At 51.2% G+C, this 14,893-nt stretch carries 15 protein-coding genes; 10 read left to right on the plus strand and 5 right to left on the minus strand.

Annotated elements, in window-relative coordinates:
* The 10 genes from DBZ16_RS08325 to DBZ16_RS08375 all read left to right on the plus strand — a co-directional run bounded on the left by DBZ16_RS08325 (nt 1) and on the right by DBZ16_RS08375 (nt 8,961).
* On the plus strand, nt 1–582 hold the full coding sequence (locus DBZ16_RS08325; RefSeq protein ID WP_107813637.1) for a hypothetical protein: 582 nt from the start codon (nt 1–3) through the stop codon (nt 580–582).
* Nucleotides 583–655: 73 nt separating this feature from the next.
* Nucleotides 656–994: a hypothetical protein gene (locus DBZ16_RS08330; RefSeq protein ID WP_240600306.1), complete on the plus strand. Its 339-nt coding sequence runs from the start codon at nt 656–658 to the stop codon at nt 992–994.
* A gap of 131 nt (nt 995–1,125) precedes the next feature.
* Entirely contained in the window at nt 1,126–1,416 is a 291-nt protein-coding gene (locus DBZ16_RS08335; RefSeq protein WP_107813638.1) for a hypothetical protein, read from the plus strand.
* A 52-nt stretch (nt 1,417–1,468) separates the two neighbouring features.
* The gene (gene pgeF / locus DBZ16_RS08340; RefSeq protein WP_107813639.1) at nt 1,469–2,239 is read left to right on the plus strand and encodes a peptidoglycan editing factor PgeF; all 771 of its coding nucleotides are present in this window, start codon (nt 1,469–1,471) and stop codon (nt 2,237–2,239) included.
* Nucleotides 2,240–2,624: 385 nt separating this feature from the next.
* Nucleotides 2,625–4,151, plus strand: a complete 1,527-nt coding sequence (locus DBZ16_RS08350; protein ID WP_107813640.1) for a DUF4178 domain-containing protein — start codon at nt 2,625–2,627, stop codon at nt 4,149–4,151.
* A 2-nt stretch (nt 4,152–4,153) separates the two neighbouring features.
* A complete protein-coding gene (locus DBZ16_RS15415) occupies nt 4,154–4,300 on the plus strand; it encodes a hypothetical protein (RefSeq protein ID WP_003742187.1) in 147 nt (48 codons plus the stop codon).
* On the plus strand, nt 4,297–4,677 hold the full coding sequence (gene speD / locus DBZ16_RS08355; RefSeq protein WP_107813641.1) for an adenosylmethionine decarboxylase: 381 nt from the start codon (nt 4,297–4,299) through the stop codon (nt 4,675–4,677). The genes DBZ16_RS15415 and speD overlap by 4 nt, the downstream gene beginning before the upstream one ends.
* 257 nt (nt 4,678–4,934) lie before the next feature.
* A complete protein-coding gene (locus DBZ16_RS08365; RefSeq protein ID WP_107813642.1) occupies nt 4,935–6,785 on the plus strand; it encodes a hypothetical protein in 1,851 nt (616 codons plus the stop codon).
* 85 nt (nt 6,786–6,870) lie between these two features.
* Nucleotides 6,871–8,487, plus strand: a complete 1,617-nt coding sequence (locus DBZ16_RS08370) for an FAD-dependent oxidoreductase (RefSeq protein WP_107813643.1) — start codon at nt 6,871–6,873, stop codon at nt 8,485–8,487.
* A 105-nt stretch (nt 8,488–8,592) separates the two neighbouring features.
* Nucleotides 8,593–8,961, plus strand: a complete 369-nt coding sequence (locus DBZ16_RS08375; protein ID WP_107813644.1) for a hypothetical protein — start codon at nt 8,593–8,595, stop codon at nt 8,959–8,961.
* A gap of 217 nt (nt 8,962–9,178) precedes the next feature.
* Here DBZ16_RS08375 and DBZ16_RS08380 read toward each other — a convergent pair whose 3' ends face one another.
* The 5 genes from DBZ16_RS08380 to DBZ16_RS08405 all read right to left on the minus strand — a co-directional run bounded on the left by DBZ16_RS08380 (nt 9,179) and on the right by DBZ16_RS08405 (nt 14,855).
* Complete coding sequence (locus DBZ16_RS08380; protein WP_107813645.1) at nt 9,179–10,393, minus strand: beta-ketoacyl-ACP synthase; 1,215 nt, start codon at nt 10,391–10,393, stop codon at nt 9,179–9,181.
* On the minus strand, nt 10,393–10,923 hold the full coding sequence (locus DBZ16_RS08385; protein ID WP_107813646.1) for a hypothetical protein: 531 nt from the start codon (nt 10,921–10,923) through the stop codon (nt 10,393–10,395). The genes DBZ16_RS08380 and DBZ16_RS08385 overlap by 1 nt, the downstream gene beginning before the upstream one ends.
* A gap of 166 nt (nt 10,924–11,089) precedes the next feature.
* Nucleotides 11,090–12,331, minus strand: a complete 1,242-nt coding sequence (locus DBZ16_RS08390) for an NAD(P)/FAD-dependent oxidoreductase (protein WP_107813647.1) — start codon at nt 12,329–12,331, stop codon at nt 11,090–11,092.
* A gap of 410 nt (nt 12,332–12,741) precedes the next feature.
* Nucleotides 12,742–13,965 (minus strand): nicotinate phosphoribosyltransferase, encoded by a 1,224-nt coding sequence (gene pncB, locus DBZ16_RS08400; RefSeq protein WP_070514765.1) that lies wholly within the window; start codon nt 13,963–13,965, stop codon nt 12,742–12,744.
* 146 nt (nt 13,966–14,111) lie between these two features.
* Nucleotides 14,112–14,855, minus strand: a complete 744-nt coding sequence (locus DBZ16_RS08405) for an epoxyqueuosine reductase QueH (RefSeq protein WP_107813648.1) — start codon at nt 14,853–14,855, stop codon at nt 14,112–14,114.
* Nucleotides 14,856–14,893 lie beyond the last annotated feature (38 nt).

Below are 14,893 nucleotides of genomic sequence, written 5' to 3' on the forward strand. Positions count from 1 at the left end.
ATGTCTTCTTCAGATTTGGTCACACTTGCACAAATGGACGGCGAAATGCAGTGGCTGGCGGGTTACGGCAATTTGACATCTGAAAAAACATATCGACTTCCCACTAAAGCTGCCATCGTTTACATGATTGCGCTGCCCGTATGGTTGGGTACGCGGAACATGGAAGATATGGAGATTCTGAACATAGGCTCCAGTGTCTTCATGCTGTCATTTCTTTTGATAATGATTTTGTCCTTCCCGTATGTGTCTCTATCATCCAAAAAAAGAGCATTGGAAAAATTACAGGATAAGTTTTGGCGATACGACCCTGTCAAACGAGTCCTGACGCATTGGGAAGGCAGCGAAATCGTTATGGAATATCTTCTTTCTGAAAATGACCACTTATCGGCAATCAGATGGAGAGGCGATCTCTATGGAGAATTTTTTACGCTGGAATATCGCCGTCCATATCCCGCACCATACGTTCGAATTTTGACTTTTATTTATAGCAAGCCGACGGACAAAAAAGATTTTGCGGCTGCTGCGCAAAATATTGCCAAGCAGATGAATCTGCCCTTGGATGAAAACGGTTTGCACAACTAGTCTGATCAGACTTCTCATACGAATATCATATTTAATATATCGAGAAGTCGATTTAAAACGAGTAGCTTAGGGGATGATGATGAATCATAAGGAAACAATTTGGAGAGATGCTTTTGGATTAGACGATTTATCTGAAATTGACGGGAATTTTTTATTGGCAATTGCTGCTGCAAAAAAAGAATTTGATGGTTATTCACAAGGTAAATGGGATCTGAAAAACTATATTATTTGGTTAAGAATTTCCGAAAATAGAGAATTTGTCAGTATCAGTTTTATTCCCAAAATAGATGAAATGGTAGGCGGGATATTTTTTGAAATTCCTTGTGGAGGACTGTATAAATATGGTCGGGGTTATCAATTTTATTATCGACTGGAAGATACGGAATTATTGGAAGTAGTGGGGATGCGTTAATACGCAACTTTATTATTTTTAATAACCTTGATTACTTTCTAAGGCAGATGGGAATATTCAGGCGATATGGTTAAAAAAGCTTATTTGCTATATTGAATGGTTAATTAAAGGTAGAGGATTTGGGTGCTGGCATGAGTTATCAGGAAAAAGTTTGGAGAGATGCTTTTAAATCTAATTATTTATTTGAATTAGATGGAAGTTTGTTATTGGTAATGGCTGCGGCTAAAGAAGAATTTGATCGTTATTTGCAGAATCAATGGGATTTGAGGAACTATACCATTTGGTTCAATATTTCCGAGAATAAAGAATTTGCCTGTATCAGTTTCCTGCCTAATCAAGGAGAAGATAAGCATGGTCGGGGTTATGACCTTTATTACCGATTGGAAAACACAGAATTATTGGAAGTCGTAGAGATGCGTTAATACGAAGCCGATAGACACATTTTTTCAAACCTTTCCTTACTCAGATAAAAACATGAAAACCATCACAGAAACCCTAAACCTTGCCCCGCAAGGCAAAAATTTCCTGACTGCCGATTGGCCTGCACCCGCCAACGTGAAAACCCTGATTACCACCCGCAACGGCGGCGTGAGCCAAGGCGTGTATCAAAGTTTGAACCTCGGTTCGCATGTCGGCGATGATCCTGATGCCGTGCGCCGCAACCGTGAAATTGTGCAGGAACAGGTCGGGCTGCCCGTCGCCTACCTCAATCAAATCCACAGCACCATCGTCGTCAACGCTGCCGACGCATTGGGCAACACGCCCGACGCAGACGCTTCGGTGGACAACACGGGCAAAGCCGCCTGCGCCGCGATGACTGCCGACTGCCTGCCTGTCTTGTTCTGCGATAAAGCCGGTACGGTCGTCGCTGCCGCACACGCCGGCTGGCGCGGTTTGGCGGGCGGCGTATTGCAAAACACCATTGCCGCGATGAATGTTGCGCCCGTCGAAATCATGGCATATCTCGGTCCGGCTATCGGCGCAGACGCGTTCGAAGTCGGACAAGACGTGTTCGACGCATTTTGTGCGCCCATGCCCGAAGCGGCGGACGCATTCGAAGACATCGGCGGCGGTAAATATCTTGCCGACATCTACGCGCTGGCGCGTTTGGTTCTGCGCTGCGAAGGTGTGGACATGATTTACGGCGGTACACACTGCACCGTCTTGGAACGCGACACTTTCTTCTCTTACCGCCGCGACGGACAAACCGGCCGTATGGTCAGCCTGATTTGGTTGGCGGAATAATGCGCGGTAAGCCGTGTATCCGATATTTGACTGAAAAAAGTCGTTGTTAAGCGTATCGGTTCCAATATCGTTAAGGTCGTCTGAAAATATCGGTTTCCTCAATTTCAGGAACGGTTTTCAGACGACCTTTTCGTATAGATGGGTTAAATTCGGTAGGACAGGGCTGCGCTTGCCTGATTCCGTACCCAAGCCGTTTTGTTTTACTATACAATCATATTGCTGCCGACTGCTTGTTTGCTGCGGTCTGCATCGGCATACGGATAGCGCGGACGCCGTTTGCGTTTTGGAAAATGCGGCAAGATGTTTATTTGCCCGTGTTTTTTAAACCGGCTGAAGCCCGTATCAGTTTGCCCTAGGTCGTCTGAAATTCCGAAAAAGAAAATTCATGTCAAACACCCCATTCTTTAAAACCGACTGCCCAAGCTGCGGCGCACCCGTCGAAGCGCATTCCGCCTCAGCCGTGACGCTGGTGTGCGGCTACTGCAATAGTATGCTGGTGCGGCAGGATGACAGTATCGTCGATTCCGGACGCGATTCCGCATTGCTGGAAGATTTCAGCCCGCTTCAAATCGGTACGACGGGTACATTTGTTACCCGCCCCTTTACTTTGGTCGGACGGCTTCAGGTGCAATACGACGACGGCGTGTGGAACGAGTGGTACGCGCTGTTTGACGACGGGCAAACCGGTTGGCTGTCTGAATCCGGCGACCTGTATTCCATGACGCGCTTGGTTGAATCGCCTGAAGTTGTGCCGGAGTTTCACGATGTCGTGCCGGGCGGTTGCAATTTCAATTTCCAAAATAAAAACTTTGTTCCGTCGGATAAACGTGAAATCAGCCTCAGAAAATCGGCGGCGCAGGGCGAATTGCCGTTTAAGCTGACTGAAGACACGACAAGTAAAGTCATAGACTGGCGACACGCCGGCCTTTTCCTGACGATAGATTACGGCGATGATCCTCCCGAAATCTATTACGGCAGTATGGTCGGCCTAAATGAACTGAAACTGCAGAATACCCGTACCGACGACCAAATCCGTGAAACCGCAGGTCGTCTGAAAGGCAGCCATCATTCGGAAAATTGTCCGAATTGCGGATCATCCGTCCATTGGTTGAGCGGTGTCACCGATTTTCTGATTTGCCCGAGTTGCGGCAGTGAATTGGAAGTCGGCAAACAAAAAGCGCGGCTGATTACTGCCAACGCCATGCGTGTGTCGCAGAATAAACTGTTTACCCTGCCTATCGGCAAACAAGGTCGTCTGAATAACAATGATTATTTTGTGATGGGTGCGGTCAGGTATTCCGAGCTGGATCCCGATGCGACTTACGAATATATGTTTGAAGGCAAACGGCGCATGCTGACGCCGGTCGGTTGGTGGGTCGAATACCTGCTTTACAATCCGCAGAAAGGCTTTGCGTGGTTGGTCGAATCGTCCGACGGTGAGTGGAGCCAATCCGAAACGCAAAACAACTGGCCGCGTTTAAACAATGCCCGCAAGCCGCAAGGTTGTAATGAACTTTATTCCTACGGCGGCAAAGTCGAAGTCGCTGCCGGCGCGTTTTACTGGCATATCCGTTCAGGTGATTTGGCGTATTACACCGACTACCAGGTCGGCAGCAACAGCAAACTTTGTGCCGAGCTGACCGAACACGAGTTGGCATGGAGTAAAAGCACGCGCACGACCTACGGCAAAGTTGCCAGTGCCTTCAGTTTGCAGGCTGAAGCGCCCAGATACACGGCGAAAATGAGCGCGGACGGTGTCGACAACCAATTGAGGCTTGTCATGACCGCCATCTTGGTCGTCGTCAACCTTCCCGCGCTGCTGACCAACGGCAACTCTGCCACATTTACCGTCATCTTTATAGGAACATGGTTGTTGTGGAACATGGGCAAAGAAGACGAGGATGAGGATTAATCATGTCGAGAGCTACTTACATCATTTTCAGCACCATCATCATCATTATCTCCATGATCATCAGCTACGGTTCTTCCGACTCCGACGGCTCGCGTATGCACTCCGGCGGCTATTACGGCGGCGGAGGTTTCTCCGGAGGTCATAAATGACCCATATCCCCGGCAACCATGGTCTTTTAGATTTATATGGCTGTGATGAAGCTGTCTTGAAAGACGAGGGTCGTCTGAAAACCGCCCTTAAAGCCGCCGCCCAAGCCGCAGAAGCCACCGTCCTTGCCGAGCGTTTCCACACCTTCGGCGGGGCTGGCGGCATTACCGGCATCCTACTCCTCGCCGAATCCCACATCAGCATCCACACATGGCCGGAACACCACTTCGCCGCCATAGACGCATTTATCTGCGGCGGCATGAAGTTGGAAAAAGTGAAGGAAGTGTTGTGCAGGGAATTGGCGGCAGAGCGGGTCGTTTGGACAGTTGCGCAACGTGGCGAAGGAATATTGGACGATACGCGACCGCCAATAGAATAATATAGTGGATTAAATTTAAATCAGGACAAGGCGACGAAGCCGCAGACAGTACAAATAGTACGGAACCGATTCACTTGGTGCTTCAGCACCTTAGAGAATCGTTCTCTTTGAGCTAAGGCGAGGCAACGCCGTACTGGTTTAAAGTTAATCCACTATAAAACCTGTAAAGGTCGTCTGAAAGAGGCTCAGTCTGTTTTCAGACGACCTCATTTTAAAACCCCAAAAAATATTCTCACTAAAAACATCAAGGAACCAAAATGCACTTACGTACTTCCATCATCCTCTCTTTATCCGCGCTCTCTTTAGGCGCGTGTATCAGCAACCCAAGTTCGGCATCCACCAGTTCTTCATCATCAACACCCATCAACCCGTTCGCCAAAGACTACATCTATTATTTCGAGCATCTCGACGAAGCCAAAGCTAAAAACGAACAATGTTTGAAAGACGGCGTGTTTAAAAAAGTGGGCGTTGATATGGAAAACGCCGATGAACGACAAATGATTGCGGAGTATCCCGACGATATTTTGATGCTCAATCCCGGCAACACCGAATTATCCCCCTGTTTCGCCGCATGGACGGCAAACAATGCTGCAAAACCGCTGCGCAAATGGCAGGAGGAAAATAAGAAAAAAGAAGAGCTGAATCAAAAATTTGAAAAGCAGCTCATCCGGCTCAAAACCGAATGGGAAAAGAAATACGCCAATGAAGATTGGAACACATTCTACCCCGAGGCTTTGCGTAAAGAATCCGTTCAAGCACGCAATAGAAAAAACCGATTGGAAGATCGGGTCAAAAGAGAAGCCATCGACCGCATTTTTATTGATAAGGCAGAGCCGTTCTTGAATGAATTGAAAACAAAAAACATTGAAACATTGGTCCAAGAAATTCCACAAAGCTGTCATAAGGGAGCTTGGGACCTTATTCCTTCGTGTAAAGCCTATTATCATGTTTTAAAGGACAAATTCTCAGAAAAAACATTATCCGAATTGGCGGGTATGGAAAAACAATATAACGACGCCAAGCATCTGCCTGCTACTGTTCAGTCAGCTGCCTACCGTTCTGCGGTGGAGGAGAGTTTAGAAAAAATGGATAAAGCATTAATGCTGGACTATCGCAAACTCAATACCGAATATATGCAATGTACTAAAAAAATCGGCGATAAAATAGCAGCAACAGAGTCCCAGATAAATAACACGGAACATTTCACACCTTCCTTTTATTTAGAACTTTATCCAGAATGCGTCATTACGAATCAAGTCATGGAAAGGTTGGAGCTGCCTACTGATTTAAATAAGGTTATTGACAGCGCGGTTTGGATAAATTTCGGCAAACAAACCCGGGAAACGGAAGCAAACAGCGAAAAAGAATGGAAGCAGTTGGAAAAAACGCCTGAGGTCGCACAAGCCAAAACAATCTTGGCTCAGAAATACGCCCAAACACCTTGGCAAAATTTCATAAGCACCGTAGAAAAAGACTATCCGGTGAATATGGCAGACATTTTCTCGGGTACGAAAGAGGAACAGAAGCAGAAACAAAAGCAGCATCAGATAATGGTCATAGCATTGAACCAGGTGTTTACTGACAAAATCCAGCCTCTCGTGGATGAATTGGCGAAAAACAGCATTGATAAACTGATTGCCGAAATTCCTGCCAGCTGTCGCGATGAAGGAAAAATAGATTGGTTAGCAGATAGTCAATGTAAAGTATATTCCCGCGCTCTCTCAAAAAAATTTCAGAATCAGACGTTAGAAGAGCTTTCCGCTTCAAAAGATAAATATGAAAATAAAGATGAAGATGGGTTTTTATTAGTTTACGTAGCCTACTCTTCGGTATTGCATGAAAAAGAGAGAAAACAATACCTTGAACTGAGTAATGATAATACCAAGCGAGAAGCGGCATATAGGCAATGTCTCAAAAATATCAGTGGAATCATCGAAAAATCATATGTTTCAGAAGAGGATAATGGTTCTTCGTATGCTAGGCGGGCGCCGGGATGTCTAGCGTTTAGCTCTGGTCTTCCAGTTGAAGAGTCACGTTTCGACTACTTTACTGAAACGCTGCTTAATAAAAAACGTTTCCAACAAGCATCCGCAGTCAAACAAAATTGATGGAAACATTTCATCAAAAGGTCGTCTGAAACCGTCTTTACGTTTTCAGACGACCAGTCAGAACCCTAAACCAACATTCAACCCCATGCCGACACGCCGTCAATTCTTCAGTTACACCGCCGCGCTTGCCGCTGCGTCCTCTTTCTCTTGGCTGACTTACCAACGCCTCAACCGCAAACCGCCGGTTTCCGTCAACCGTGTCGGGCTGCCGTTGGGGCATTTGTTGCGCGATGGGAAATTGCTCAGTACGCCGAGCCGCCGTTATGAATGCAATACGTTGATACTCGGAGGCGGCGCGGCGGGTTTGGGGGCGTTGTGGTATTTGGCGAAACACGGTCATCGTGATGTATTGCTGGCGGAAGGGTTCGAGCGCAACGGCAACAATGCCGCCTACGCTGCTTCAGGCGGCCTGCAAGCGCCGAGCGGCGCGCATTATCTTGCCCTACCGTCGAAAGAGAGCGCGTATGTGCGCGAGATGCTGGCGGATTTTGGTATCTTGCAATCGGACGGCAGCTTCAGGGAAACCGATTTGGTTTACGCGCCCGAGTCGCGCCTTTTGTATCAGGATAAATGGCAGGAACACCTGTTGCCGAAAGAAGATGCGGATTCCAAACGCTTTTTTGATTTAATCGGTCGTCTGAAACAGGCTTACGGCAGCGACGGCAAAAAGATTTTCGCTATTCCGATAGCACTGTCATCGGCAGACGAAATGTGGCGCAAACTTGATAAATTGACGTTCAAACAATGGCTTGCGCAAGAGGGCTACACCTCGCCCGAACTCTTGTGGTATCTCGATTACTGCTGCCGCGACGATTACGGGCAGGGCATAGTGCAAGTATCCGCCTTTGCCGGACTGCATTACTTTGCCGCCCGCAACAGCGCGGAAACCGTCCTGACCTGGCCCGAAGGTTTGGCGCACCTTTCCGAAAACCTGCGCCGCCATGCCGGTTTGCAGGAAGGTTGGCAATGGTCGTCTGAAAACCCCATCCGCCTAGACAAACCCGCTTCCGTCAACGCATCCGCCGTCAAAATCAAGCCGCTTTCAGACGACCGTATCGAAGTTTGGCTGCGCGACAATTCAAGCGGCGAAACCGTCGCCCTGACCGCGCAACACGTTATTTCCGCCATGCCGCTGATGGTCGCCGCCCGCATCATCGAAAATCCCGCGCAATACGGTTTGGACATTCCCGAATACGCCCCGTGGTTGGTCGCCAATTTCGAATTGCACAGCTTCCCGAAAGAAAAAAATAACAGCGAAACCGCGTGGGATAACGTCATTTACGGCAGCCAAGGACTCGGCTACGTTATCGCTACCAACCAGCTCATCCGTGTCGCCCGCCCCGAACGCACCATCTTCACCGCCTATGCCGCGCTCAACCACGACACCCCGCAAACCGTCCGCCGCCAACTGCTCGAAGCCACCGACGAAGAACTGCGCGACTTGGCAGCCAAAGACTTGATTGCCGCCTACGGAGAGAGCTTCTGGCAACACGTTTCCCACGTTGATGTTACGGTGCGCGGACACGGTATGAGTGTACCGAAAGCCGGTTATCTGAACGATGCATCTTTGTTAAAAATCAGAAACCGCGCGTCAGGCTTGCTGTTTGCCCACAGCGATTTGAGCGGCTATTCGGTATTCGAGGAGGCTTTGTATTGGGGCGTGGAAGCGGCTAGGAAGGTGTTGGAACGGAGGGATGGTTGATTTTTATGTTGATTGGATTATTTTTCGTCTCGCCTAGCGCGGATGCCAAATAATCGGTGCTATAATCCCGCTTCGTTTGAATATTTAAATCTCAAAGGAAACCGTATGAAATCTCTGAGTTTTTCCCTGATGCTTGCTTTGGGCTTGGGCAGCACCGCCTTTGCTTATGCGGAAAAAAGTTTGCCGCTGAATGAAACCGGCTGTATCGACCAACCGCTGAAGGTCAAACGCGGCGAGGTGTACAGCTTTAAAGCCACAGAAGACAATGGTTTGATCCTTTCATTCGCGCCCGTCAGCCCTAATGTGGTCGTGAAAGACCCGAAAGGCAAACGGGTTGCTTTGGAAGTGGGCGTGGACGGCGATACGCCTGAAGACCGCTTCAGCTTTGCCGAAATCGACCAAAAAGGACGCTACACCATCCGCTTCCCGCGCGCGGGCAAGATTGATTCTTTGTGCGTCAACGCAGCCAATTAGGATAAACATCAAGCCGCACCATATTTGAGCGGGTTTGTTTGCGGTAATGAAAAAGGTCGTCTGAAACTGTTTTCAGACGACCTTTTTATAGTGGATTAACAAAAATCAGGACAAGGCGACGAAGCCGCAGACAGTACAGATAGTACGGCAAGGCGAGGCAACGCCGTACTGGTTTATAGTTAATCCACTATATCGTTGAGGCAGAGCCGGAAGCGGTTTATTCGGCTGATTCGCCGATAATCAATACCGCGTTGCTGCCGCCGAAGGCGAAAGACGAGCTGGCGACGATGCGTTTTTCAGACGACCATGCGCTGTTGATGTCGGTCAGGGCGATGGCGGGCAGTTCGGGATCGGGGATGCCGTCCCACTGTTGCGGCGGCAGTTTGCCTTCAGGGTTGCAGCCGCGGTCGGCAACACCCCAAGCGAATGCGGCTTCGATGGCACCGGCGGCACCGAGCGTGTGTCCGGTCTGCGGCTTGGTCGAAGTGCAGAAGGTTTGGCTGCCGAATACGTCGACGACGGCGCGGCTTTCCATGCTGTCGTTGTGTTTCGTGCCGGTGCCGTGCAGATTGATCCAGCCGATGTCTTGAGGTTGCAAACCGGCATTTTTCAATGCTGCTTCAAAAGACTGCGCCGCGCCCAAACCGTCGGGGCGGGGCGAGGACATATGATAAGCGTCGCTGCTTGCACCGTAGCCCAACAGTTGCATCGTGCCGCCGAAATCGGCGTCGCGGGTCATGACGAAGGCGGCGGCGGCTTCGCCGATATTGATGCCGTTGCGGTTGGCGGAAAACGGGTTGGCGAGGTCGTCTGAAAGCACTTCCAACGAGGCGAAACCGTTGATGGTCAAGGGCGACAGGGTATCGACGCCGCCGCAAATAACCGCGTCGCACAAACCCGCACGCAACAGCCGAGCCGCGCTGATTAAGGCGCGCGCGCCCGATGTGCAGGCAGTGGAAACGACGTAGCACAGGCCGTGAATGCCGTAAACGTGTGCAACAAATTCCGAAGGCGACGCCATTTCGTGTTGAAGCTGGTTGAATGGTTTGTCCGTCCAACTGCCGCCGTCGGCAACGTGTTGGAACAAGGGCATATTTTCATCTGCGCCGCTGGTGGACGTACCCATGATGACGGCTGTCCGCGCTGCGCCGTAACGGCGGACGGCGGCATGGATGTCATCTTCAATCTGTTCCAACGCGTGCCACAATAGTTGGTTGTTGCGGCTGCGGTATGCGGGGGGCAGGTTGTCGGGCAGTGGGCGCAGCGTTTCGCTTACCGCGCCGAATGCGAAGTTTTTGCCTTTGACCCATTGGTCGGAAAACGTCAGCGGCGAAGTTTCAGACGGCGCCAGCAGCGCGTCGATATGGGTTTGCAGGCCGCTGCCGAGCGCGCTGGTGACGGCGGGATGGCTGAGATAAACGGGGGTTTTCATCATTCTTCTTCTTTAATCGGGCTGACGGTCCAACGTGTTTTGTCGGGGAAGGCAATCACGAAACGTCCGTTATCTTGTGCGACGCACCATAAATCTTGTTCTTTATAACGGAATACCGCGCCGTTGCCGTCGGGGCAGAATGTGTTGTGTTCGGATGTTTTTTGTTCCACTTCGGGATACAGCTCGGCGGCGCGGTCGGCGGCAAGCAGCGGCAGCAGCGCGGCAAACAGGCGGCGCGAAGCGGAATTGGGCATGATGAAGCCGTCGTTTTTCCAGCCTTTCGTGCCGACAAACTGCCGCGATACGGGCGCGCCCAGCGCATCGGTCTGCACGAAGCGGATGCCCTCCGGCAACTGCTCGACCGCCAGCAGGCTGGTTTGGGCGGCATTGCCCGAAGCGTCGGTCTGCTCAAGCTTGAACCACAAACCCGATTGCTCAAGCGTCGGCATGGTTTGCGGATGGGGCAGGGAAGGGGAAAGGGCGCAGGCGCTGAGGGTCAGAGCGGCAAGGGCTAGGCTTGGAAATCGCATGGGGTTCCTTTGTCGGTGCGGAGGAAGGAAGTATTGTAACCGATGTCGGACAGTATTTCAGACGACCTTTTCAGGAGTCGTCTGAAAATGTAAAACAGCTTGCCCCAGTGGACAACGATTGGCGCACTGGGGCGGAAGCGGTTGTAAAAAGGCGTCGGTTGACCCCTTATTCGATTTTCAGGTCGCCGACCAAAGCCGCCAGCGTGGACAGGCGTTGTTCGGATTTTGCTACGAACGGATTTTCAGTATCCCATGCGTAGCCTGCCAAAATGGAAGAAATCATGCGGCTGATTTCAGGGCTGCGGTTGGGTGCGTACACGACGTTTTGGAAGCGGAAATCGTACCAGCCGTCGACGTAAGTGCGGAACGCGTTCACACCGATCATCAGCGGTTTGGCAAATTCGGCATCCCAGTCTACCGCACCGCCTTCAAGCTGTTTTGCCAACAGGTCGGCGGCGAGTTTGGCGGAGTGCAGCGCAATGGTTACGCCTGATGAGAACACGGGGTCGAGGAATTCGGCGGCATTGCCCAACAGCGCGAAATGCTTGCCGTGCAGCGATTTGACGTTGGCGGAATAGCCTTGGATGGAGCGGAACGGAAAGTCGTTTTCCCAGACGGCTTTGTCCAGAATTTCTTTCAGCATCGGGCATTCATAGACAAATTTTTTCAACACCGTTTCCGATTCGCCCGCGAGTACGTCTGGCGTGCCGACCACGCCGATGGAGCAGCGGTTGTCGCCGAAGGGAATCAGCCAAATCCACACGTCGCGGTGTTGCGGGTGGGTGATAATCAGGATTTTGCTGCGGTCGAATTTCGGGTTGGTGATGTTGTCGTCGATGTGGGTGAAATGCGCTTGGCGCGGCGGCAGGTGCGACGGTGTTTCCAAGTCCAGCAGGCGCGGCAGCACGCGGCCGTAGCCGCTGGCGTCCAATACGAATTTCGCGGTCAGCTCGTAGCTTTCGCCCGTGTCGGCTTCCACGCTCAAACGGGCAAGATCGCCGCTGTTGTCGAACGCGGTCACGCCGTGTCCGAAACGCACTTCTACGCCTTGTTTGGCGGCTTCGTCGATCAGGATTTTGTCGAAAATACCGCGGCGTACTTGGTAAACCGTGCCGGGGCCGTCTGAAAATTTTTCAGTGAAATCAAATTCGGTATAACGGCTGCCCCATGAAAACGCCGCGCCGTTTTTAAACTGAAAGCTGGGTTCGGCGTGTACGGCGTCGGTAAAACCGGCTTCTTCCAGCATTTCCATGCAGTGCGGCAGCAGGCTTTCGCCGATGACGAAGCGCGGGAAGTGCTGTTTTTCCAACACGCAGACTTTATAACCTTTTTTGTGAAGCAGGGCGGATGCTACCGAGCCTGCAGGACCTGCGCCGATGACGGCGACGTCGAATTGAGGTGCGGACATTTAAATATACTTTCAAAACATAACAAAATAAAACGGTGGCTATTTTACTCCTTAATAGACATATCTGAAATGAATTTTAAATGCAACATTATGACTCAAATGAAATGGTTGCATAAACGACAACAGCCCTATATCGGGATAGGGCGGATTGCGGCTTGGGATGGATGGTTTTGTTGTCAATTTGTCTGATATAGTGGATTAACTTTAAACCAGTACGGCGTTGCCTCGCCTTAGCTCAAAGAGAACGATTCTCTAAGGTGCTGAAGCACCAAGTGAATCGGTTCCGTACTATCTGTACTGTCTGCGGCTTCGTTGCCTTGTCCTGATTTAAAGTTAATCCACTATAAAAAAGGTCGTCTGAAAACCTCGAATCAAGGTTTTCAGACGACCTCTTGCCGTTTTTCAATTAATCACTCCTCTGCCTTCGGCTCGGGAACGTCAAACACCTGACGCAGGTAGGCGAGGAAGGTGTTGTTGGTGGTCATCGTTTTGCCCGGAGAGTCGGAGAGTTTGGCGACGGACTGACCGTTGCACTCGACGAGTTTCAGGACGATGTTCAGCGGGGTATGCCCCATGTCGTTGGTGAGGTTGGTGCCGATACCGAAGCTGGTTTTGAAACGGTCTTTGAAATATTGGTGCAACGCCCATGAGCGCTCGATATCCAGACCGTCGGAGAAGGTCAGCATTTTGGTGCGGCTGTCGATTTTGAGTTTTTTATAGTGCGCATGCGCTTTGTCGCCCCATACATAGGGGTCGCCGCTGTCGTGGCGCAGACCGTCGAAGAGTTTGGCGAAGTAGAGGTCGAAGTCGCGCAGGAATGCGTCCATGCCGACGACGTCGGTCAGTGCGATGCCGAGGTCGCCGCGGTATTCGTGTACCCAGCTTTCGAGGGCGGCTTTTTGGAAGTTGCGCAGGCGCACGTCGAGGGCTTGGAAGGCTTGGAGGAACTCGTGCGCCATCGTGCCGATGGGGGTGATGCCGATTTTTTTGGCGAGATAAACGTTGCTGGTACCTCGCACGATGTCGGGGGCGGCTTCAAGCAGGGTGCGGATGACGTGTTCCTGCCAGTCGAGGGTGTAGCGGCGGCGGGTGCCGAAGTCGGAGATGAGGAACGGCGGATCGTCGGGGTTTTGCGCGGCGGAGATTTCTTTGAGGCGTTGCGCTTTGGCTTGGAGGCGGCGTTCGCCTTCTTCGATGACGGCGGGGGTTTCGAGACGGCGGAAGTAGAGTTCGTTGACGATGGCGAGGATGAAGATTTCAAAGAACATCGCCTGAATCATGGGGCCTTCGATGCGGATATTCAGACGACCTTCATTGTCGGGGCTGACTTTGACGAAGCGGCGTTGAAGCTGGAAGAGTTCGAGATAGTCGACAAAGTCGCTTTTGATGAAGCGCAGGCTGCGCAGGTAGTCGAGTTCGTCGTGGGTAAAGCGCAGTTGGCAGAGCGCGTCGAGTTCTCGTTCCAAGTCGCTTTGGATGTCGGCAAGCGGGTAAACCATGTCTTTGTTGCGACAGCGGAACTCATAAAGGCTGTGGGTTTGGGGGAATTGGTGCAGTATCACCTGAAGCATGGTGAACTTGTACAGGTCGGTGTCGAGCAGGGAGCGGATAACGGGCGTTTGAGGTGCGGTCATGGCTTTTCTCTCGTTCAGCGTAAATGTAAAGCATTATTAGAACACGGTTAGACGGCCGGGTGTTACTTTTTTTGGTTGGAGAAGTGTTGAAAAGGTCGTCTGAAATCTTTCAGACGACCTTTTCCTTCATATAAAACCGACATCAATTATTTATCCACGACGATTTTGGCTGCCTGTCCGTCAGGCGAGGGTTCGTATTGTGTGGACTCGTCGCCGTAATACAGTACGCCGAGTTTGATGGGGATGCGGCCTTGCGATTTGCGGTGGGCGTTGGAGTCGCGTAGGGAGTAGGCGCAGCCGCAGTATTCTTGTTGGTAGAAGTGTTCGCGTTTACTGATTTCGATCATGCGCGCGCTGCCGCCGCCTTTGCGCCAGTTGAAATCCCAATACACGACGTCGTCGTAGGGTGCGGCGGCGCGGTGACCGCAGTCGTTGATTTGCGCCATGTTTTTCCAGCGGGAAATGCCCAGCGAGCTGGTGAAGACGGGGAAGCCGTTTTCGTGGGCGTATTGGGCGGCTTTTTCGAAACGCATGTCGAAACACATGGTGCAGCGGATGCCGCGTTCGGGTTCGAATTCCATGCCTTTGGCTTTGGCGAACCATTCTTTGCGGTCGTTTTCGTAGTCGTCGTCTTTGTCGATGAAGGGGATGCCGAATTTGTCGGCGAAGCGCATGTTCTCTTCTTTGCGCAACATGTATTCTTTGAGCGGGTGGATGTTGGGGTTGTAGAAGTAGATGGTGTAGTCGATGCCGCTGGCGAGCATGGCTTCCATGACTTCGCCGCTGCACGGGGCGCAGCAGGAATGCAAGAGGACTTTTTTGTTGCCGCCGGGAGGGACGAGGACGGGGCGGTTGATGTCGGTAACGATGGGGCTGGTTTTGTCGTTCATGATTGGGGTGTTCCGTTTCGGTGTTTCAGACGACCTTT

Origin of the sequence: Neisseria sicca (assembly GCF_003044565.1) — a bacterium.
GTDB lineage: Bacteria > Pseudomonadota > Gammaproteobacteria > Burkholderiales > Neisseriaceae > Neisseria > Neisseria sicca_A.

Bases quoted from the DNA above. Each gene is read 5' to 3' on its own strand.
- DBZ16_RS08325 (WP_107813637.1), top strand. From the start codon at position 1: ATGTCTTCTTCAGATTTGGTCACACTTGCACAAATGGACGGCGAAATG.
- DBZ16_RS08330 (WP_240600306.1), top strand. From the start codon at position 656: ATGATGATGAATCATAAGGAAACAATTTGGAGAGATGCTTTTGGATTA.
- DBZ16_RS08335 (WP_107813638.1), top strand. From the start codon at position 1,126: ATGAGTTATCAGGAAAAAGTTTGGAGAGATGCTTTTAAATCTAATTAT.
- pgeF (WP_107813639.1), top strand. From the start codon at position 1,469: ATGAAAACCATCACAGAAACCCTAAACCTTGCCCCGCAAGGCAAAAAT.
- DBZ16_RS08350 (WP_107813640.1), top strand. From the start codon at position 2,625: ATGTCAAACACCCCATTCTTTAAAACCGACTGCCCAAGCTGCGGCGCA.
- DBZ16_RS15415 (WP_003742187.1), top strand. From the start codon at position 4,154: ATGTCGAGAGCTACTTACATCATTTTCAGCACCATCATCATCATTATC.
- speD (WP_107813641.1), top strand. From the start codon at position 4,297: ATGACCCATATCCCCGGCAACCATGGTCTTTTAGATTTATATGGCTGT.
- DBZ16_RS08365 (WP_107813642.1), top strand. From the start codon at position 4,935: ATGCACTTACGTACTTCCATCATCCTCTCTTTATCCGCGCTCTCTTTA.
- DBZ16_RS08370 (WP_107813643.1), top strand. From the start codon at position 6,871: ATGCCGACACGCCGTCAATTCTTCAGTTACACCGCCGCGCTTGCCGCT.
- DBZ16_RS08375 (WP_107813644.1), top strand. From the start codon at position 8,593: ATGAAATCTCTGAGTTTTTCCCTGATGCTTGCTTTGGGCTTGGGCAGC.
- DBZ16_RS08380 (WP_107813645.1), bottom strand. From the start codon at position 10,393: ATGAAAACCCCCGTTTATCTCAGCCATCCCGCCGTCACCAGCGCGCTC.
- DBZ16_RS08385 (WP_107813646.1), bottom strand. From the start codon at position 10,923: ATGCGATTTCCAAGCCTAGCCCTTGCCGCTCTGACCCTCAGCGCCTGC.
- DBZ16_RS08390 (WP_107813647.1), bottom strand. From the start codon at position 12,331: ATGTCCGCACCTCAATTCGACGTCGCCGTCATCGGCGCAGGTCCTGCA.
- pncB (WP_070514765.1), bottom strand. From the start codon at position 13,965: ATGACCGCACCTCAAACGCCCGTTATCCGCTCCCTGCTCGACACCGAC.
- DBZ16_RS08405 (WP_107813648.1), bottom strand. From the start codon at position 14,855: ATGAACGACAAAACCAGCCCCATCGTTACCGACATCAACCGCCCCGTC.